At 38.7% G+C, this 22,050-nt stretch carries 18 protein-coding genes and 1 pseudogene; 15 read left to right on the top strand and 4 right to left on the bottom strand.

The genetic code is table 11. From position 1 onward, the window contains the following. Positions 1-21 precede the first annotated feature (21 nt). Entirely contained in the window at positions 22-2,598 is a 2,577-nt protein-coding gene (locus tag ACERII_RS10110) for a glycyl radical protein (protein ID WP_373642041.1), read from the bottom strand. Positions 2,599-2,759: 161 nt separating this feature from the next. Further along, positions 2,760-3,281, bottom strand: coding sequence for a GlcG/HbpS family heme-binding protein (locus tag ACERII_RS10105; RefSeq protein WP_373642040.1), 522 nt, complete (start codon positions 3,279-3,281; stop codon positions 2,760-2,762). Between the two features lie 532 nt (positions 3,282-3,813). On the opposite strand from ACERII_RS10105, the gene nifJ reads away from it, so the two are divergent. Continuing rightward, complete coding sequence (gene nifJ / locus ACERII_RS10100) at positions 3,814-7,314, top strand: pyruvate:ferredoxin (flavodoxin) oxidoreductase (protein ID WP_373642038.1); 3,501 nt, start codon at positions 3,814-3,816, stop codon at positions 7,312-7,314. Between the two features lie 350 nt (positions 7,315-7,664). Here nifJ and ACERII_RS10095 read toward each other — a convergent pair whose 3' ends face one another. Beyond that, the gene (locus ACERII_RS10095) at positions 7,665-7,886 is read right to left on the bottom strand and encodes a hypothetical protein (RefSeq protein WP_373642036.1); all 222 of its coding nucleotides are present in this window, start codon (positions 7,884-7,886) and stop codon (positions 7,665-7,667) included. Between the two features lie 148 nt (positions 7,887-8,034). After that, positions 8,035-8,340 (bottom strand): hypothetical protein, encoded by a 306-nt coding sequence (locus tag ACERII_RS10090; RefSeq protein ID WP_373642035.1) that lies wholly within the window; start codon positions 8,338-8,340, stop codon positions 8,035-8,037. Between the two features lie 541 nt (positions 8,341-8,881). On the opposite strand from ACERII_RS10090, the gene ACERII_RS10085 reads away from it, so the two are divergent. From ACERII_RS10085 to metK, 14 genes and pseudogenes are all read left to right on the top strand, one after another. Next, positions 8,882-9,313: a hypothetical protein gene (locus ACERII_RS10085; RefSeq protein ID WP_373642034.1), complete on the top strand. Its 432-nt coding sequence runs from the start codon at positions 8,882-8,884 to the stop codon at positions 9,311-9,313. 358 nt (positions 9,314-9,671) lie between these two features. Next, a complete protein-coding gene (locus tag ACERII_RS10080; RefSeq protein ID WP_373642033.1) occupies positions 9,672-10,217 on the top strand; it encodes an isochorismatase family protein in 546 nt (181 codons plus the stop codon). Between the two features lie 343 nt (positions 10,218-10,560). Next, the gene (gene pduB, locus ACERII_RS10075) at positions 10,561-11,337 is read left to right on the top strand and encodes a propanediol utilization microcompartment protein PduB (RefSeq protein ID WP_373642032.1); all 777 of its coding nucleotides are present in this window, start codon (positions 10,561-10,563) and stop codon (positions 11,335-11,337) included. A gap of 44 nt (positions 11,338-11,381) precedes the next feature. Further along, a complete protein-coding gene (locus tag ACERII_RS10070; protein ID WP_373642031.1) occupies positions 11,382-12,026 on the top strand; it encodes a hypothetical protein in 645 nt (214 codons plus the stop codon). 18 nt (positions 12,027-12,044) lie between these two features. Continuing rightward, complete coding sequence (locus ACERII_RS10065; RefSeq protein ID WP_373642029.1) at positions 12,045-12,560, top strand: BMC domain-containing protein; 516 nt, start codon at positions 12,045-12,047, stop codon at positions 12,558-12,560. Between the two features lie 65 nt (positions 12,561-12,625). Then, entirely contained in the window at positions 12,626-12,904 is a 279-nt protein-coding gene (locus tag ACERII_RS10060; RefSeq protein WP_373642027.1) for a BMC domain-containing protein, read from the top strand. A 3-nt stretch (positions 12,905-12,907) separates the two neighbouring features. Beyond that, on the top strand, positions 12,908-13,534 hold the full coding sequence (locus ACERII_RS10055) for a phosphate propanoyltransferase (protein WP_373642025.1): 627 nt from the start codon (positions 12,908-12,910) through the stop codon (positions 13,532-13,534). A gap of 76 nt (positions 13,535-13,610) precedes the next feature. Next, positions 13,611-14,474, top strand: a complete 864-nt coding sequence (gene eutJ / locus ACERII_RS10050; RefSeq protein WP_373642024.1) for an ethanolamine utilization protein EutJ — start codon at positions 13,611-13,613, stop codon at positions 14,472-14,474. Then, entirely contained in the window at positions 14,465-14,731 is a 267-nt protein-coding gene (locus tag ACERII_RS10045) for a EutN/CcmL family microcompartment protein (RefSeq protein WP_373642022.1), read from the top strand. Before eutJ ends, ACERII_RS10045 begins: the two co-directional genes overlap by 10 nt. Before the next feature lie 36 nt (positions 14,732-14,767). Continuing rightward, on the top strand, positions 14,768-16,207 hold the full coding sequence (locus tag ACERII_RS10040; RefSeq protein ID WP_373642021.1) for an aldehyde dehydrogenase family protein: 1,440 nt from the start codon (positions 14,768-14,770) through the stop codon (positions 16,205-16,207). Between the two features lie 13 nt (positions 16,208-16,220). Continuing rightward, positions 16,221-17,339: a 1-propanol dehydrogenase PduQ gene (locus ACERII_RS10035; RefSeq protein ID WP_373642019.1), complete on the top strand. Its 1,119-nt coding sequence runs from the start codon at positions 16,221-16,223 to the stop codon at positions 17,337-17,339. A 255-nt stretch (positions 17,340-17,594) separates the two neighbouring features. After that, positions 17,595-18,905: a sensor histidine kinase gene (locus ACERII_RS10030; protein WP_373642017.1), complete on the top strand. Its 1,311-nt coding sequence runs from the start codon at positions 17,595-17,597 to the stop codon at positions 18,903-18,905. Between the two features lie 3 nt (positions 18,906-18,908). After that, the gene (locus ACERII_RS10025) at positions 18,909-19,916 is read left to right on the top strand and encodes an AraC family transcriptional regulator (protein WP_373642016.1); all 1,008 of its coding nucleotides are present in this window, start codon (positions 18,909-18,911) and stop codon (positions 19,914-19,916) included. 20 nt (positions 19,917-19,936) lie between these two features. Beyond that, positions 19,937-21,112, top strand: a pseudogene (metK, locus tag ACERII_RS10020) (methionine adenosyltransferase); the annotation flags it as partial. Between the last annotated feature and the right edge of the window lie 938 nt (positions 21,113-22,050).

The following is a 22,050-nucleotide window of genomic DNA, read 5'->3' as shown; positions in this document are numbered from 1 at the left end:
CCTTCCTTTTGAAAAAATAGGTTAGAAGCTTGAAAATTCTGTTCTTGCGATAATGTCGTCTTGTACTGTTTTATCCAGTGCAATAAATTGGGCACTATAACCTGCAACTCGGACAACTAAATCTTTATAGTTCTGAGGGTTCTTTTGAGCATCTAGTAAAATGCTACGGTCTATGATGTTAAATTGAACGTGACCGCCTTTTTTATCAAAATATCCTCGAACAAGAGAAACTAAGTTTTGTAAGCCTTGTGTACCTGCAACGGCAGAAGGACTAAACTTCATATTGTATAACGTACCGTTTGATGCGATGAAATGGTCTAGTTTTGCTACAGAGTTTGATGCAGCAGTAGGACCGTTCACATCTGTTCCGCGTGTAGGTGATACACCTTCAGCAATCGTTTCTTTATCGTAGCGACCATCTGGAGTTGCTCCAATGAATGATCCGAACAACACGTTCCCGGATACTGGATACAGACCTGCGTTGAAGATTCCTCCACGAGGAGTTGGATATTTTTCTAATTCCTCACAATATACGCGAGATCCAAGACGAGCTAAGTAGTCTACTTCATCTAAATCGTTCCCGTATTTGTCGACATCCATGATCATCTGGTGAATCTGTTGGTATCGAGAATTTCCACCAGTAGAAGTAGCAGCTACATGCTGACTTGCTTGTGTGGAGGCAATTATTTTATCGATGTCGATATTATCTAAACTGATGCTACTGTTTTCCCCAAGCACTCGTTTTACCGCTTCTACGATAGAGTCATAGGCTACATCGCTGGAAGTAGAGGAAATACTAGAATCAGAAATAGTTCCTTGTGGAGCACCAAAGTTATTATCGATTGCTTCTTTGAGCTCTCTCATCGTTAATGATTTGTCGTCAAAAACAAGTTTTTTTACAGCCATCAGTGCATTACCGATATTTGCAGATCCAATTCCTTGAGGTCCAGTGAAGTTGTACACTGCTCCACCTTGCTCAATCGTTTTCCCACGACCGATGCAATCTTCTAGTAGAGTAGAAACGAAGGCCATTTGCCCAAGCTCACGATGAGCTACGTCTACCGCATTACAAGCTCTTACAAGCAGACTTACGAAGAATTTCATTTGCTCCACATAAGCTTCGACGAACTCGTCAAATGTTTTGAAATCTGCAAATTCTCCCGTTTTAGGTCCTAATTGCTCGCCATTACAACGTCCGTTGTTCATGGCAATTTCTAATACTTTCGGTAAGTTGAATAGCGCAGCATCTGCCCAGCTATTTTCTTTTCCTTGGCTTTCTGGCTCTACACAACCGATGACCGCGTAGTTACGAGCATCTTCTAACGTTAAGCCACGGTTTACCTTTGCAGTGATAATCTCTTCATCATTATAAAAAGCAGGTTGACCTCCTCCGAGTCGAGCTAGTTCTGCTGCTTTTATTAAAAATTGGTCAGGCGTACCGTTCCAAACACGAACGGATAAAGATGGCATTGCTAACATGACGTGAGCCATTGCATCAATTTCCATATAAGAAAGAGCGTTTACCGCATCTCGACCATCCTTTGTTTGCCCTCCGCAGTTGACGTTTTGCCATAGCTGATATCCAGCAAACGCAGTGGCTGTTCCAATGTCGCGTAGTTTATTTAAATCGTTAAACTTTACGAATAATACATCTAATAATTCCTGTGCTTCTTCTTGCGTGATAGAATCATCTTTGTCGTAGAACGGGAACATATATTGATCGAAACGTCCTGGAGAGATGGAGTGACCAGAGCTTTCGATTTGAATAACTAATTGAACGAACCAGAATGATTGTAGAGCCTCATGGAAAGTAGAAGCTGGATATTCTGGTACACGTCTACAAATGTCTGCAATCTTTAGCAACTCTGCTTTTCTTGTTGGATCTGTTGTATATGTCGCCATTTCCTTCGCTTTATCAGCATAGCGGTTTGCGAAAGTAATAACAGCTTTTAATGTAATTAACGTCGCTTGGTAATACGCTTCTTTTTCAATCCAATCTGCAGCTTTTTTATCTGCTTTTTGCATTGCTTGAATGACTTCCGTGATAACTCCTCTAATTCCTTTTGTCAAAACTTTTTCATAATCTACTGCAATATGTCCGATTCCCCCTTGGTGATAGTTCCCCACGGTGAAAATTCCTGCTTGATACGCAGTCATTGTATCTTCGGACATATAGGAAGTTGCTAATTCACTCGTTGTACGACCTTTCCAATATGCAAATACTTCTTCTAATTGTGCTCTCACTTCACTAGAAATAGCGAAAGGATCTGCAGATCGAGTTGCTACTGTTTCCCACTCTTGATCTAATCCTTGAGGACCAAACTCCGGGAACATTTGGCATGAACGAGATTCCACTGTTGCCGTTCCAACGATTAACTCGTTATCACGAATCACAACAGGAAGATTGTTTAATATATTTTCTAAACCTTTCGCATGCCGTAATACAACAGGAAGTGCTTCTGTTTGTTTGTAAGATTCCGTGATTAAAACCGCACGCTCTGCTTCAATACGAGGGTTCGCATTTAAGATAGCTGCTTTTAAATCCTTGACTCTTTGTGTTGGCTCAGAAAAACCTTGTTTCACAACATATTTTTTCATAAAAAATCTATCTCCTCTCAACCTTGTTATTTATGAAAATAGTTTGATGAACGGGTATGGTAAAAAATCAGATACGATTTTCCAAAAAAAAGATAGCGTTATCATTTTTACTTAAAGTTTTTATGGAAAAAACGATACCAATTATGGTAATAAAGAAACCTTTAAATTCCAAAGCATTGTTTTCTAAACTCTGTTACGAACAGCGTTGCTAATAGGTGATCATCTTCAGGTATTGGAGCACCGCTAATTCCAACTCCTCCAAGCAACCTATCGTGCTTATCAAAGAGTGGAACTCCACCAGCAAAAGTAACAATTTTCCCATCGGTGACAGTTTCTAATTGATACAACGCTCTATTTGGCTGGACGAGCTCGTGCAATGCTTTTGTTGAATTCTTCATTGCAACAGCGGTATATGCCTTCCGTTTAGAAAGCTCATTACTAGCAAGGATACTTCCTGGTGTTTGATAAAAGAAGATGGGTTCTCCTGTCGTATTAGCAACTGCAATGGACACTTTCACATTTAACTCGTTACTTTTCTCGATAACTTTCTTTGTGACAAATGTAAGGTGCTCTACTAGTTGAATGGAATCATAGTCCTCATGGAACGGATTCGCTTCCCCGATACCGTAGTATTTCGCAACGACTTTGCTAATCAATGCAGTGAGATACTCTTGATCTGACATTACATTGCCCCTTTAATTAGAAATTCCTTTTGTGAAAAATAAAGTTGAAGACTCATTACTATGGAAAATCTTATAAATCAATGATTCTTATCGCGCATGAAAGAATCAACATACTCTAACCAGAGTGTGTAATAAAACAAAAGTGGACGAAAACGATTACACGAGTTTAGTATAAATGTTTTTCAAAAGGAAAAAAGGCAATTATCCAACCGAAAAAGTGTAAATTGCAAACCGCAAGAACATGGGGGGGATTTCTAGTAAGCTTTCTAACTTACTAAGTTGGGATATGCCCTTAGGAGAGAGAGTAGAAGAGATTTATATATAGAAGGAAGTGGTGTAATGGGGCCGAGCCCATAACTTACAACCGCAAATCTGTTGGAAGAGCGTTGGATTTTACAACAAAACAAACATAATCGTTTTACTCGTTTTGGTAACAGTCCATTAGACTTATTTATAAATGAAAAAGTTGAGTTAGATAACCATGAACGGAGTCACCAGCAGATTTTTCAAATAAAAAAGGGGAGGGAACAAAATGAAGAAAGTAATGGATGGGAATGAAACGGTTGCCTATATTTCCTACGCATTCACAGAAGCAGCGGTAATCTACCCAATTACCCCTTCTTCTCCAATGGCAGAACAGGTGGAGTCATGGAGCCAGAAAAACAGAGAAAATGTTTTCAATCAACCAGTGACTACCATTGATATGCAATCCGAAGGTGGAGTTGCTGGTGCGATGCATGGACTTCTTAAATCAGGCACTTTGGCAACAACCTACACATGTTCACAAGGATTGTTGTTAATGGAGCCTACCATATATAAATTTGTTGGAGAATTATTGCCGGCGGTCATTCACGTTTCATCTCGTTCCCTATCAAGCAGTGCATTGAGCATTTATGGGGATCACACCGACGTAATGGCCGTTCGTCAGACCGGGGCAATCCTGTTGTCGTCCGCATCTGTTCAGCAAGCAGCATACTTTGCGACGGTTGCTCACCTCCTTGCGATGGAAACGAGGTTACCCGTCATTCACTTTTTTGAAGGGTTTGATACGAGTCATGAAATGCAGTCGATCCAGCTACCTACATATGAGGAGCTACGAATCTGTGTGAATGAGGATGTATATGCAGCTTTCAAAGAGCAATCTATTCGAAATGATCAACCACGAGCATATGGTAGCTCCCAAACACCCGACATATTTTTTCAACAGCTAGAAATAAACAATGATTTATATGCAAAGGTACCGATGATCGTACAAGATAATTTGAAAAAACTAGCATTACTTTTTCCGATTGCTTGCGACCTAGTCGACTTTTATGGTGCGGACGATGCTGAAATTATCATTGTCCTAATGGGTTCTGTGTCAGAGACGGTTAAGCAAGTCATCGACGAACAAGCTTTTTTTGGGGAAAAATATGGTGTAATAACAATTCATTTGTACCGACCGTTTCCAGTGGAAACTTTTCGAGAAACGATCCCTGCTTCGGTTAAAAAAATCGTAGTATTAGATAGAACAAAAGAGTCAGGTTCTGTAGCGGAACCGTTATTACTCGATGTGCAAAGTGTGTGCTATGATTTGCAACACCGTCCAGTCATCATCGGAGGAAGGTATGGATTGGGTTCTAAAGAGGTGACTCCGGACCATATTCGTGGAGTGTTCTTTGAAGCAGAAAAGTCTCAACCGAAGAAGCGATTTACAATCGGGATTAACGATGATGTGACTTGTTTATCTCTTGATCCAGTTGGTGGAAAGGATCTGACAGACACCACCGCTTTCCAGGTGAAAAACTGGGGATTTGGTTCCGATGGCGCAGTTAGCTGTAGTAAGGAAACGGTGAAAATTATAGGGGAAAACACTAGCAACTATGTGCAAGGGAAGTTTTGGTTCGATCCAAGAAAGTCAGGAAACGTTACAATATCTCAGCTTCGTTTTTCCGGAAAACCTATAATTTCGAGGTATTCTGTGAACAAAACGGACTTTGTTTCTTGTTATCGGGAGCAATATGTAACGAAATATGATCTTCTGGAAGGCTTAAAGGAGAACGGCATTTTCCTACTTAATTCTGAAGCGGGAGAGAAGGTAGGAAACATTCTTCCTGCTTTCATGAAGAATTATCTGGCTCAGCATGACATTCAGCTATTTACGATCCCAGCAGACCGAATCGCTCGAAAGGTTGGTTTGTATCCTCATATAAACGTGATTATGCAAATCTGTTTCTTTTATCTTACGAATCTAATGGATTTTGAAGCGGCAAAGGATCAGCTAAAAAAGCAGTATCGTTTGAGATATGGAGATATAGATCTCAACCTTGTGGATCGAAATTGTCAGGCGATGGATATGGCCATTGAACATTTGCTTCGTGTCTCTGTACCGGAGGAGTGGCTAGCTTGTATGAAAGAAGAACATTTTGTGGGAAAATCACATTCATTTTATGAAGATATACAAAGGAAGATGCTTCTGCAAACAGGGAATGACATCTCCGTTGGAACATTGAAGAAGCACGGGATGAACGATGGATCGTTGCCTTTAGGCACAACAGCAGTGGAAAAACGAGAGATTGCCGCGGAAATTCCCATATGGAATAAGGATGAATGCAGTCAGTGTAATCTATGTTCTTTGCTTTGCCCACATGGAGCGATTCGACCATTTCTTTTAGATAAGGAAACTATGAATGTGGAAACGATTGATGCAAAAGGATTTTCGGAAACAAAATATCGAATACAAGTATCTCCATTCGATTGTACTGGTTGCTCGATTTGTCATGATGTCTGCCCAGTTAGAGAGAAGGCGTTAATGATGAAGCCGATTACGGAACATCAAAAGGAAGCGGACCACTGGGCGTTTGCGAATAAAAACAAAAGTCTTGTTCGTTTTTCGAAAAACAAGAGTGTTAGAGATTCGCAGTTTTCCAAGCCTTTACTAGAGTTTTCCAGTGCTTGTGCAGGGTGTGGTGAAACAGCGTATGTGAAGTTATTAACGCAAATGTTTGGAGATAAGATGATCATCGCCAATGCCACAGGCTGTTCTTCCATCTGGGGTTGCACTGCACCATCTGTTCCTTATACTACGGATGAAAATGGTCGTGGACCTGTTTGGGGCAATTCTTTACTTGAAAACAATGCGGAGTATGGTTTTGGAATGCATATGGGAGCAAAAGTGATCCAGCGGAAGCTGTATGGAATGATGCGTGGGATTATGAGGGGAACTCAATATAGTAGTGTGTTAATACAAGCAATGTCGTCTTGGTGCGAAGCATTCGAACGTCAGGAGTTTTCCGAAAAAGTTGGTACGAATCTCACTATGGCGTTGCTTAATGAAATGCATAGCAGTCAGGAGTTGGAGCGGTTATTTGCGTATCGTCATTATTTTTCCGAGCGTTGTCAGTGGATCATTGGTGGTGATGGTTGGGCTTACGATATTGGGTTCAGCGGGATCGATCATATTCTTTCCAAGGGTGAAAACGTAAATATTTTGATTCTCGATAATGAGGGCTATTCCAATACTGGGGGTCAAGCGACGAAGGGGAGTCCGGTGGGGTCGAGGATGAAGTTTTCTACTGGTGGTAAGAAAACAGCGAAGAAGAACTTGGCGATGATGGCGATGAATTATGATAACGTGTATGTTGCGCAGATTTCTCTTGGTGCGCAGCCGCAGCAGACGTTTCAAGCGTTTCAGGAGGCGGTAAATCATGATGGTCCTTCGATTGTCATTGCGTACAGTCGGTGTGTGTTGCATGGTTATGAGAATTCGTCTTTATTGGTGCAGGAAAAAAAGGCGGTGGAAGTCGGTTATTGGCCGTTGTTTCGTTATACGTCGATGGATTCTGAAACAGGGAAACCGAGGTTGATGCTTGATTCGAAGGAACCGAAGTGGGATAACTATCTTGAATTTTTAATGGGAGAAAAGCGGTTTTCAGGTCTATGGAACAAAAATCGTGAGGCTGCGGCGGTGCTGCTATTGAAGAACGAGGAGGATGCAAAGAGAAGGTATTCGCGTTTGGTTGCTTATCGGAAGGTATTGGAACTGGAGGGATAACTCCTTTTAGTTTAGGATCCGTCCGTGATTTATAACATTAAAAAAATAAGTTTCATTTGACTAACAAACTTAAAGGTTGTTTGTTAGTCTTTCTATGTTGTTATAGTAGGATTTTTAACCACTTAGTCAAGCTTTAACGGGTTTACATGAGAGGTGCAAAACGGAAAATCACAGACAAATTCACAGGCTAACAATTTTCACAACCGAAATCACAGTATCATTCGCATATTAAAAAGGCATGAAGAATCAGTTCTTCATGCCTTTGTTTTCATATTTGCTTATCGCACTAAACGCACCCCGTTAGTTAAAACTTCCACAAATTCCTTTCATATTTTAAAAAGAATTCAGACTCAGAAAGAAGGGTGTTCGTTATCAAAAATAATATTTATTGATTTTACATCTTGTATGCCTTTTTGGATGTACTTTCCTGATGTTTCGTCCAGTATTGTTATAAATTCATTTTCTTCATACGAACTATGTAATAGAGCTAAAAACCTCCCAAAAGCTACTTCTACTTTTTCGGGGCTTTCCATCACATAATTTCCTTCTTCAAAAGAATAAATTACTTTCATAAAAAAACTCCTCTACTTTTAATGAAAGCTATATCTTATCTAAGCAAATATAACTCCGCCTTTGAACAAGACAGAGCTTGCGGCTTATTAAATTAAAGAGCGATAGTTTAAGTACATTTATTCACAATAATTAAAGACAAAATTAGATTCACCGAAACCAATACTTTCCTCCATGCTTTTTATTATTTACTAACGCGATAGTGAGAGGAACTATAGCTAAAATAATATATACCATTACAAAAGTTAATGTTTCGAGAATTGCCTTTTTTTCAACAATCCCCATAACCATAAAAAGTATTCCTAATAAAAAATAGGGCAACGCTGCTCCTTTTTGAAATGAGCGAACATCACTTACATAACTTTCAATATTTTTGTGTAGAAACAACCTTTTATTTAGTAAATGACATACCCCTACAATAATCAATGCAAGTCCTAAAAATATCTGTGCAAACATTTCCTCCCGCCTTTCTAAATAAATTTAATGCTCCTTTAGTTTAACATTCATTTCCTTATCGGCATTGAAAAAGGGCATCCTTTCCTAAAGGAATCTCCCCGATAGTTTAAGTGAAATCATTCACAAAATCTATGTTTTTCTTACTTTCATTTTAACATAAATATCCAAATCCTTCTCTTTCGAATTAGAATTCACATAGCAAATCACATCAAAATCACAAGATGGAAATATTTACTTCCACCTATGTGAATAGGCATGTGAATTAACGTGCGATTTTGTGTCTATTTAACTATAAAACACTTATATATCAACAAAAAAACACATGTGATTTAAGCTATGAAATCGCATGTGTTTTTGCTTGTGATTAGCTTGTTTGCACCTCTGAAGTAAACGCGTTAGTCAAGCTTACAATTGCTTTTTTTATGAGGAAACATGTAAAAAAAGGATTTTACACTGGGTATATATGGTAGAATTAACCTGAGTAAACAAAAGATCCACTTCATGAATTAAGGGGAATTAGGATAAAAGGGGAGGGAAAATGATGAAGAATAAACTTCAGATTCTTTATATTGTTATTGTTTTTCTATTTCTTGCGTTTTTTAGTACAAGGTCGTATAACGTAGGAGATCCTAGTTTTTACGTACCGAGTATTATTATTGCATTGGCTATTGGAGTAATTGGTATATATTTATTCGGAAAAGATATGCGGTTATATAAAAATTTGTACTTCCTAAGTTATGTTATTACGATAGGGATTGCTTTTGTACCTGTTATTGGGGTGTTTATTGAAAATGGAAATCGTTTTTATGGATTTCCTGCGCAATGGCTTAGTTATTATCTTCCGAGTGGCTATGTTTCACTGCATTTATTAGGCTTTTTATTTAATTTTTTCCTAATTTATTTTTTACTTCGAATTTTGAGTAAAATGGTTTTGAGATTCTCTAAGAATGAGATCGAATGGAACAATGGATAGAAAAACTGCTAAAACAAATGGGGAGTGTAAAACTTTTCTGGTATGGAACTTAAATTGGATGACGATATGCGACGAGAGTATGAGATGGAGTATCGTATAGAACTTACATCACATAATCGTTTTTCCTTCTATGGAAATGATCGTTATGTGTATCAATATGAAATACTTAACGATAGGATCATTTAAAAATGATTCACTCGCTAGTAGAAGGAAATGAACTCAATTGGGTTGATATTGAGTAAAGGTACTCGCAATTTCAATACAATTATATGTTTGTAATTTTAATGTACAAATAGTAAATACGTAGTTTTCTTTGAAGTGTTTATTCAATACTAACAAGGATGGTGAATATATTACAATGAAGGCTTTATTAGTAATTGATGTTCAAAATGGAATTGTGAACTTTGGAAACTTTAAACAAGAGTTATCCACTATGGAAAATGTAATAAAGGATTTCAAGGGAAATGAGATGCCGGTTATTTTTATGAGACATTTTGATGAGAATGAGGAAAGTCCTCTTTATAAGGATTCCGTTGGTTCTGAATTACATAAATCCTTAAAAGGTTACGCTGATTATGTAATTGAGAAACAAACTCCAAGTTCTTTTTTTAATACAAACTTGTCTGAAAAATTAGAGGAACTGGGTGTGAAACACTTGTTTATCACTGGATTTAACACTGAATTCTGTTGTATGTTTACAGCTATTTCAGCTTTTGACAGAGGGTTCAAGGTTACTTTTATAGAAGATGCAACAGGAACAGTTAATACAGAAGATACATATGAAATGAAAGGTCTTGATATAAAAGATTTCGTTGGAACTGTATTACACTGGTCGAATGCAATTGAAGTTTTAGACTATGAAGAATATGTAGAAGAGTACAATCAAAAAAAATCATTTAACTAAAGGGGGGCAAAAAACGCCCTTCTTTTTATTTTTCTACCGGGTTACCTTTAGTGAGATAATCTGCCGCAGCTCTTGTACCAGTAATGAGGTTTTTCATAGAATAACTGCCAAATAAAAACCCATGAGAGATCGCCTCCCCCACCGACAAATCATTCAATTTCCCCCAACTGGTTTGAATTTCACCATAAATTGAGCGTGATTTTATTAATGCTTGAAATTAAACTTCTTTAAAATGAAGTGTATAAAGAGAGCGCATGAACTGAATGGAAATGAGGATAGTGGACGATTCTCATTTTAAAACTTCGTACCTATGTAAACGATACCACGAGAAAGAGGTAGTGATATGGACGAACAAATTCGGAAAAAAGTAATGGAAGAAGTAGAAAAGCAATTACAGTCTAGTAAAAATACCTTGAAGCGAAGTGAAAAGCAAAGTTCTTTGACAGAGTTTGTTGGTACTGCGATAGGAGATACCATTGGCTTAGTTATCGCGAATGTGGATCAACTACTTCATGAAAAAATGAATATTGATAAAAAATATCGATCCATCGGAATTCTCGGTGCCCGCACTGGTGCAGGACCACATATTATGGCGGTGGACGAAGCTGTAAAAGCGACAAATACAGAAGTTCTTTCTATTGAATTACCACGAGATACAAAGGGTGGAGCAGGACACGGAAGCTTGATTATCCTTGGAAGTGAAGACGTATCGGATGCTCGCCGTGCCATAGAGGTTGCACTGCAAACCATTGAAACAACGATGGGCGACGTGTATAGCAATGACGCAGGTCACTTAGAGTTCCAATATACTGCTCGTGCAAGCTACGCCATTGAAAAAGCATTCGGAGCGCCTCTTGGGAAATCGTTTGGCCTCATTTGTGCGGGGCCAGCAGCGATTGGCGTTGTGTTAGCAGATGCAGCAGTAAAAGCTGCAAACGTGCAAGTAGTTAGCTATTCTTCGCCAGCAAATGGCACGAGTTTTTCCAATGAAGTGATTCTCACAGTTAGTGGTGATTCTGGAGCTGTTCGACAAGCAGTGATGGCCGCAAGAGATATTGGTATTTCCTTATTAGGTACGCTTGGAGAAACGCCTGTATCTGTGACAACTCCCTACATTTAGAAATTTGCAAAGTGAGGATGTTGTTATGGGAAGGGGGAAGTCCGTTGACTCATGAACAAATAGAGGAAATTGTGAAAAAGGTAGTTGCTGAGATAGTTGCTCAGGAGCAACAGAAAGAATCGCAAAGATCGAGCACGAAACCTTCCTTATATGTACTTGGGAAAAATAGAGACGTTTCTCTTGAACATATAGAGAGTGTTAAAAAGCAGTATGAGATTGTGTATCTTTCTGAAACAGAAAAGCAATCAATGAAACTAGGTAATTGGAGAAACAATCAACGAAATTGCTTATTGATTCCAATTTTATCAAAAAGTAATCTAGCAAAAATTGCCTTGGGTATCGCGGATAATTACGAGACAGAAGTGGTCCAACAATGGCTAGAGAATTCAATGGAGGTTGTTGTGTGGAGGGAAGGACTTTCTTCCTGCACATTCCAGACATCACCGGAATATTCCAAAATGTTTGTTGCGTATGAACGAACTATTCAGGAATTTGGAATATCGATTATGGAAAAAGAGGCATTTTATCGTCGGGTAATAAAAGAGGTGGAACAACCACGATGTCTTACTGCAGAGGATGTGCGCATGATAGAACCACATTCTACTTATCTCATTTCAAGAGATACGATAATTACGAAATTAGCGAAAGAGTTGATACAAGAACGAAACATACAACTGATTTGTGAATAACAAAACAGGAGGTGCAAAATGACACAAGCGTTAGGAATGATTGAAGTAGCGGGACTAGTTGCTGCTATTGATACAGCGGATACGATGGCAAAAGTAGCGAACATTTCCATTGTAGAAATGAAAAAAACGCGTGGGAATGGTTGGATGACCATTTTTATCGAAGGAGATGTGGCATCAGTTCAGGCAGCAATCGCAACGGGCGAACAGTATAGCAGGGAAAAAAATCAGTATGTGTCTTCGAAGGTGATTCCAAGACCAGCGGCTGATTTGAAGGAAACCCTCATCGTTACAGTTGACCATGTATCAAAAGAGGAGCCAGAAGAGAAGACTCCGGCGAAAAAAGAAACGAAGCCGAAAAGCACGAGACGAAAAACAACACCAAAGAAACAAACAAAGAAAGTAAGTCAAACAGAGTCTCCAAAGGAAGAGTCCGTGTCAACGAATACTATTGAAAAAGCGCCAGTGACCAAATCAACAGCAACAGAAGAATCCGAACCGAAAGAGGATTCAGTAGAAAAAACGGATGAAAAATAATAGGCCAATGAGAAAGAAAAATCACTCAATATTTTATCAGAAAATCAAAAATAGGAGGAATAGACATGAATAATGCATTAGGGATGATTGAAACAAGAGGATTTGTTGGAGCTGTGGAAGCAGCAGATGCCATGGTGAAAGCAGCAAACGTTACATTAGTTGGTTATGAGCAGATTGGATCAGGGTTAGTAACGGTGTTAGTTCGAGGAGATGTGGGAGCGGTGAAAGCAGCAACAGATGCAGGAGCAGCTGCGGCTGGAAAAGTTGGGGAGGTTGTTTCCACTCACGTTATACCTAGACCCCATGCAGATGTGGAGAAATTCTTAACAAACAAAGAGGGATAAGGAATGAATGACCAGGCACTTTTAGACATCATCGGAGGAATTGTTTCTAATTTAAAATCTGCCATCTCAATTCCTATTGGTATTTCCAACAAACACATCCATTTGTCACAAGCTGATTTTCAAAAGTTATTTCCGAACAAGCAAATGACGGTGTTGAAGGAACTGAACCAGCCAGGAGAATTTGCATCAGAGCAAACGGTAACTGCCATTGGTCCTAAGGGAGAACTCCGAAATATTAGAATACTAGGTCCGTTCCGAAAAGAGTCCCAAGTTGAGTTCTCTATGACGGATGCAAGACAGTTAGGCTTGAAACTTCCTATTCGCTTATCTGGAGAAATTGAACACACACCAGGCATTACGTTAAAAAGTGAATTTGGAGAATGTACTCTTGAGAAAGGTGTCATTGTAGCGAAGAGACATATTCACATGTCACCAGCAGATGCCAAGCTATTGCAAGTAACCCAAGGAGAATGTGTGAACGTTCGAGTAAACAGCGAAGGCCGAAGTATTATCTTCGAGGACTGTGCTATCCGAATTGGTGAAAAATTTAAATTAGAAATGCATATCGATACAGACGAAGCAAACGCAGGAAATATCACTCCACAGAGTGTTGCTAGATTTGTAGAGTAACAAAAGGTCGTAGCGATTATCCACTCTATATAGGACAACATGTATAGTTTTAAAAAACAAGAAGGAGCGTATCTTTATGGAGAATATAATAACCGCAAACCAAACTTTAGCAAGAGTGAATGCGTTAGCGAACGGAAATGAGCAATCACTCAAACAAACATCCATTACAAAAGTGGGGGTCGATTTGGGCACTTCCTCCATTGTTCTTGTGGTTGTGGACGAAGATGATCAACCACTTTTTGCAGCATTCGAGAATGCTAATGTTGTTCGAGACGGTTTAGTGGTGAATTATATCGAAGCCCTTCAGAAAACTACCAAATTAAAAAAACTTGCAGAGTCAACGTTAGGGATTCCCTTAACATGTGCGTCGGGGGCGATCCCTCCTGGAACGATCGGAAATAACAAAAAAGTAGTCGGCAACATCATCGAAGGAAGTGGTATGGAGCTCGTTTCTATTGTGGATGAACCCACAGCCGCGGCAACGGTACTGAATATACAGGAAGGTGCCGTTATTGATATTGGTGGAGGAACAACGGGAATCAGTATATTCAAAGATGGAGAGGTTGTGTTTTCCGCAGATGAAGCAACCGGTGGTACCCAAATGACCCTCGTGTTATCTGGATATTTAGGAGTTCCCACGGAAGAAGGGGAGCAAATCAAGAGGGATAAAAGCAAGCAAGAGGAAACATTTCCTATTCTCATTCCTGTTGTTGAAAAAATGGCGTCCATTGTTACTTCCTTTTTGACTGCGTATGGAAAGCCGGTTCAACATATCTATTTAGTAGGTGGTGCAACGGACTTTCCACAATTTGCATCTACATTTTCAAAAATACTAGGAAGACCTGTGATTCAGCCTGATTTCCCGCAGTTTGTTACCCCGCTAGGCATCGCAATGATTAGTAAACAAGAGGAATTAGGAGCTGAAAGAAGATGTATATAGGGAAGATTATTGGAAATATTGTGGCGACAAAAAAAGAAGAATCTCTCACAGGTCAGAAGTTGATGATTGTGAATCTAGTTCAATCGAAGGATCTAGATGCTGGAAAGACCATCGTCGCAGTGGATTTAGTTGGTGCGGGAAGAGGAGAACATGTACTAATTTCCTTTGGAAGTTCAGCAAGAGCCAGCTTAGCAAATCCTAAATCTCCAGTGGATGCAGCTATCGTTGGGATTATCGATAGCTATGAAGGGATTTAAAAGATCAACAGTGATAATAAAGAAGGAGATACGTTTATGGAAAACATCAATATAGAAGAGTTAGTGAACCAAATAATTCGTGGAACAGAAGTAACTACTTCTATAAAAAAAGAAGAGGTTCCTTCTAAGAAACAAACGTTTCATCAACCAGTGGTTACAGATGCTATTTGTATTTTTGACACGGTAGATGAAGCAGTTCAAGCTGCAAAGATAGCACAGAAAAAGTATTTTCATAGCTCCTTATCTCGTCGGAAAAAAGTCATTGAAGACTTACGAAATAAGTTATTACCGATCGTAGAGGAGATAGCTACTCGCGCCTACGAAGAAACGCAAATGGGTAGTGTGAAAGACAAAATTCAAAAAAATACGATTGCTATTACCCAAACACCTGGGGTAGAAGATTTGAATGTTGTCACTCAAGTGATCACTGGGGATTGTGGAATGACTCTATATGAACTTTCTCCTTATGGCGTCATTGGAGCCATTGCTCCGAGTACGAACCCTACGGAAACGTTGATTAGTAATGCCATTGGAATGCTTGCAGCAGGAAACGCTGTGTATTTCAGTCCACACCCTGGGGCGAAAGAAACGTCCATTTGGTTGATTGAGCTTATGAACAAAATAGTGAAAGAAGCAAGTGGGATCGACCATCTCGTTGTAACGATTAACAAACCGTCCATCCAAGCGGCACAACAAATGATGGAGCATAAAGATATTAATCTATTAGTGGTAACAGGAGGACCTGGCGTAGTTCGTCAAGCAATGATGACAGGGAAAAAGGTGCTAGGTGCGGGAGCTGGAAACCCTCCAACGATTGTAGATGAAACGGCGAATATTGAAAAAGCAGGAGCAGACATTGTAGATGGAGCTTCGTTTGACAATAACATTCCGTGTATTGCGGAGAAAAATATCATCGCTGTGGAAAGTATCGCAGATTTCTTGATTTTTCAAATGGAAAAAGCAGGAGCAGTCTATATTAAAGAGTTATCACAAATTCGCAAACTAGAGCAATTACTAGTGATCGATGGGAAACCAAATAAAGCATATGTTGGAAAACCAGCATCAATGATTTTACGAGACGCAGGAATTCACTTCCAAGGAGAGCCGAGATTAGTCGTGGTGGAAGGTAATCCGAAAATGACGTTCACCGTAGAAGAGATGTTAATGCCGGTGGTACCTATTATGCGAACTCCTGATTTTGAGACAGCGTTGGAGCTGGCGTTAGAGGTAGAACAAGGCTTACAGCATACGGCAACAATGCATTCACAAAACGTTACTCGTTTAAATAAAGCAGCACGAGAATTACAAACTTCTATTTTTGTAAAAAATGGACCATCCTTTGCTGGCATTGGATTTCGAGGAGAAGGACCAACTACCTTTACCATTGCCACTCCTACTGGAGAAGGAACGACAACAGCAAGGCATTTTGCAAGAACGAGAAGATGCGTATTAACAGATGGATTCTCTATTAAGTAGAGGAAGTGACAGAATGAATGTTTTTACCATGAAAACAGAAATTATTTATGGATCATCATCCGTAGAGACAAAGCTAGCAAACATTAAGAAGGAGCGAATTTGGCTCGTTTGTGATGCCTTCTTAGTAGGTTCACCAATGTTAACTAAACTAACGAAGCTTTTGACGGAGAAAAATACTGTTCAGCTTTTTAGTAATATCGTACCTGACCCACCTCTTGAAAATGTTGTGGAGGGGATAAGCGAGGTGGTTACATTTCGCCCGTCCGTTATTCTTGCTATTGGTGGTGGTTCTGCCATCGATACGGCAAAAGCGGTGCGATATTTTGTGGAAGGACCGCATGACATGAAGATAAAAAGCTTTCTGGCTATGCCAACCACGAGTGGAACTGGCACAGAAGTGACAAGTGTTTCTGTTGTGACGGATACCGACGAGAAGATAAAGCATCCCATCGTAGATAAACGGTTAGTACCTGACGTGGCGTTATTACTTCCAGAGCTTGTAGTAAGCTGTCCGAAAACCGTAACAGCATACAGTGGCATGGATGTTCTAACTCATGCATGTGAAGCGTTAGTGGCAAAAAATGCGAATGTTTTCAGTGATTCTTTTGCGGAGAAAGCTATTTCTTATGTGTTTGACTACTTACCAACATGCTATGAACATGGAGAAGATTTAGTTGCGAGAGAAAAAATGCATGAAGCCTCTTGTTTAGCTGGCTTAGCATTTGAAAGTGCAGGATTAGGGATTTGTCATGCCATTTCACACCAAATTGGTGGACATTTTCATTATCCTCATGGACTCATTAATTCGATTCTCCTGCCAAAAGTTGTAAAGCATAATAGCAAGGAGAAATCAGTGGAAAGAAAGTATGCTGATCTAGCGAAGAAACTACAGTTCTCTCCAGCACATGCTTCCAATACAGAGTGTGTAGAAGCTTTTGTAAGAAAAGTAGAAGCTTTGTCTACAATCTTACAGTGTGAGCAAAGTTTGCAATCGTTAAAATTCGATCAACATCAGTATATTTCCGCATTACCAGTCATGATCGAAAACACCAAAAAAGATTTTACCTATGCTGGAAATCCAGTGGATCTGTCGAATGAAGAGCTAGCGAGAATATATTTATCTATCATATAAAAAGAACAAATGATGGTGTCAGTACCGCGCATTATTTTTCCAGAAGTATGGGGTGTGAACGTGCTCGATGCTCTATGCCAAGAGCGAAGAATAGTTCCATAATTTCTTGGATACGACTAACCACTGCTTCTCTCATGGTAATAAATTCTAATAATATGTGAACTCGTAAACAATTTAAATTAACATGCCCTAAAATAAAGTATAATGAAATGTAAGCATTTTCTTTTTTGCGCTTTATTTTAGGAGGTGGGTTACTTGAGCATATCTACGAATAATTATTTATTTGATTTATTTGAAGATGATGAGGGCATGGAAAATAAAATTCTTAGTGATTTATCACTGAGGACGATTATCAATACAGATACCCTACAGCAAATTCAAAATAAACTAGCAGAGCTTACGGGCATTTCTATGGTTACAGTGGATTATAAAGGAAAGCCTATTACAAAAGAAACTTCCTTCTCTGATTTTTGCAAGTTTCGTAGAGAAGTTACTTCGTGTAAACAAAGCTGCTTTTTTTCTGATGCTTATGGAGGGTTAAAGGCTGCAATGAAAAACGAACCGTACATTTATTGTTGCCCTGCTGGATTAGTAGATTGCGCAGTGCCTATTGTTATTCAGGGTCAACATCTTGGTGCAGTTTTGATGGGCCAAGTTCGAGTAAACGATGTTGGTAATTTAGAACAGCTTGGCAGTTTTATCAAAGAAGAAATGAAGATGGAGGACCATCCAACTTTATTTGAAAAATATATGGAAACACCTCTTATTGAGATTGAGCGTCTGCAGACAGTAGCAAGTCTCGCTCATTTTCTAGTAAATGAAATGATAGAAAAGCAGTTAGCACTTCGAGTGGAAAAGGAGTTAAAAAAGGAAAATAATCGCCTCCTCTCGGAAAATCTAATTAAAGATAACAGGATAAATGAATATAAGAAAATGGAAATCAAGAAAACAGGTATTGAGCTAGCACCTCATTTTCTCATGAGTGTCATGGAATCTATTAATAATCTATCCATCATAGAGTCAGCAAACAAAACGAATGAAATGGTGAATTTATTTGCTCAAATGCTGAAATATAACCAAAGCTCTAATTTAGCGATGGTTTCTTTGGCAAAGGAAATAGAAAATGTGAAAAACTACATGCTCATCAAGAAAATGCAGCTTGGAGAAACTTTGGAGCTTTCGGTTACAATTGATTGTGAAATAAGTAACATAAAGATTCCGCCGCTAGTACTTTTCCCATTCATAGAAAACGCAGTTGTTCACGGTATTCAGGCTAGAGATGGGGAAGGGAGAATAGAGCTTTCCATTGAGGAAAAACAGGATGATATTATCATTCATATAAAAGACAATGGTCGCGGAATGAAGGAAGAAATTCTCGACAAAATATACGGGAAACGGTTAGAGAAAAATAGCTCCAATAAAGAGCTCATTGGGTTAAATATAAACAATACTCGCAAAAGAATGATTACGATGTTTGGTGAAAAATATGATATTACGATTCGTTCGGCACCGTTAAAGGGCACTACTGTGACAATCATTTTGCCGAAAGAAACGAAGGAGGAGTAATCCTTGCAGAATGTTGTTATATTTGATCGGGATTATTTAGCGGGAAAAGCCATGGAATCTATCGTGGGGAAAAATAAAAACTATCAGCTTGTCGCTGTTACAAAAACGGTCCATCAGTTGTTTTCTATCCTTTATAAAAACAAAATAGATCTGTTATTTGTAGATGTTACCTACACTGATGTTCCCGACTTTGAGTTGCTTCAAATCTTACAACAAGAACATAAGAGCACCTCTGTAGTCATAGTATCTTCCTATAATGACTATGAATATATGAGAAAAACATTAAAATACGGCGTTCAAGATTACTTAGTCAAACCGATTACTATAGCAAAAGTAAATGAGGTTTTAGAGGAGAGGCAAACTAGCTTCGATACTTCGGTAAAAGTTATGGAAGTAATTCGTAATCTTGTTATGAATAAGAACTTTGGTGAAGTGTATTATTCGTTAGAAAGTTTACAACAATTGCTGGAAAAAGAAGTTGGGCAAACAAATGATAAGCAAAGCCTCGTTGAAAGTATGTCGAAGGAAATATTTCGGTTGATCAATTGTACAGAAAAAGAGAATCAAGATTATCTATATAAGAAGCTCAAATTTGACGAAATTTCCTTTCAAGATAAATTTCCAACGCAGTTTTTTCTCTTTACGATGTTTGATGAAATTTACAAACAACGCACCATTCAAAAGAAACCTCAATTGTCTACATTATTTAGCTTCGTAGACAAACATATCTATGATGACCTTTCGTTGAATGATACGGCAGAAAACTGTCATATTAGTCAGGGATATTTGAGTAGAATCTTTAAGGAAAACTATAATCAAGGGTTTAACACGTATATTCAAATGAAAAAAATGCAATTAGCAAAGCAAGGTTTTTTCTATAATGATAGCAAGATTATTGATATTTCCTTTCAACTATCATATAGCGAACCAAGTTATTTCTGTAAAGTTTTCAAAAAGATTGAAAAGATTACGCCGAATCAATTGAAAAAAGAGATGATCAAACAGAGTTAATGTTTGACTGGAGATGATCTATGATGGGGAAAACAACATTCATAACATCGGAATCAGTAACCGAAGGACATCCTGATAAAGTATGTGATCAACTATCAGATGCCATCTTAGATGCGTATGTAGCAGTGGATCGAGATGCAAGAGTGGCGATAGAGTGCATGATTTCCAATAATCTATTAGTCATCGCTGGGGAAGTGAAGTCGAAGGTACAAGTGGACATAGACCATATTGCTAGAAAAACGCTATGCTCCATCGGATATGATTCGCTGGTAACAGGATTTGACGGGAATTCGTGTCTTATTATAAAAAATGTAATTCAACAGTCAGAGGATATTGCAGCTGGAGTGGATACTGCTTATGAATATCGAGTTCAAAAGGTGCCACCAGCAAAGGAACAGATTGGTGCAGGAGATCAAGGAATTATGTATGGTTATGCTTGTTCTGAGACAAAGGATTTCATGCCCACGCCCATTTATTACGCAAACAAATTGGCAGAGCGATTAGCTTTTGTCCGTAAAAATAGAGTGATTGATTATTTATATCCAGATGGGAAGACACAAGTAACAGTGGAATATGGAGACAATCACACTCCATTACGAATTGCAAGCATCGTTCTCTCTGCACAGCATCATGAAGGAACCTCCCAGCAACAGCTTCAGCAAGATGTGTTACGAGAAGTGATCGATTTTATTATTCCACCTGAGTTACGTGATGAAAAGACAAAGATATTAATTAATCCATCAGGTCGTTTTGTGATCGGAGGTCCTGCAGGAGATACAGGTCTCACAGGAAGGAAAATCATTGTTGATACGTACGGAGGAATCATTCCTCACGGTGGCGGTGCTTTTTCTGGAAAAGATCCAACGAAAGTAGATAGATCTGCGGCATATATGGCTAGATATGTAGCGAAAAATATAGTAGCGGCAGGCTTGGCGGAACGCTGTCAAACCTCTGTTTCCTATGCCATCGGTGTAGCAAATCCCATCTCCATTCATCTGGAGACCTTTGGCACAGAAACAATTCCAATGGAGATTCTACAAGTTTTGGTAGAGAAAATATTTGATTTTACCCCAACGGGAATCATCAACACTTTACAACTAAAGCAACCAATCTATCGAAACACCGCCGTGTATGGTCATTTTAAACAAAACAGCACCCCATTCCCATGGGAAACCACCGATAAAGTGGAAGTATTATGGCGGGTTTTGCAGACCCTTCGAGGAAGCAGTGGGGACGGTTCGCGTGATTCCTTGAATGAAGCCCAAAAAAAAGCACCTACTGAAAATAGTTACGGGTTTACTTCAGAGGAGCAAAACGTCAAATCACAGACGAATTCACACGATAAATCACACATCTTTCGTAACTAGATCCATAGTATATTTCGCATATTACAATGGCACGAAGGTTCTTCGTGCCATTGTTTTTATATTTGCTTATTTCATTAACCGTTTCTTGAAGTAAATGAGGTTTTCTTGGAAGTTTATTAGATAAACGTAACTTATCGCCAAGTCTATGTATTCCTATACTGACCAGTGAAATAAAATAAGCGGAGAAATTCCGTTTAAAATCAAAATTCACCTAATTTCTTAGCAAATAAGGGGAGTTTTTCCGCCTATACTAAGGAAAATCCCCCCTTTTTAAATAGATCAAGTCAATAAGCGGAATTTCTCCGTTTATTCTGACTGTTTTCCGTGCTATTTATTAAATAAGGGAAAATTCTCCGTTTATTTATAACATTGAACATTTCTCCTCGTTTCTTTCATTACATTGCTTGAAAAATTCTATATATCTTTTCATATACTTAAATATAAATATCCAAGTACTTCCCTTTCACATTAAAATTGGCAGGGCAATTCACATCGAAATCACATGAAGGATATATTTATTTGCACCTATGTGAATAGGGCTGTGGTTTACTTTGTGATTTCACATCTATTTATCTATAAAACACTGATTTAACAGAAAAAAGTCACATGTGATTTTGCTTGAAAGATAAGAATTTATAAAATTTTTTGAACTTAGAAAGGTGTCTAGCTCCAGGCGCCAGGACCTCGTGTCAAATAACCTGACCGATTAAAAGTAAAAAGCACTTTTTTTGTCTAGCTTCATCCGCTATCTGCTGTGAAAAATAACC

This window comes from Evansella sp. AB-rgal1, from assembly GCF_041820985.1.
Lineage (GTDB): Bacteria > Bacillota > Bacilli > Bacillales > Salisediminibacteriaceae > Evansella.
Note: the sequence above shows the minus strand (reverse complement) of the source record. Positions and strands in the feature narration are given on the sequence as shown.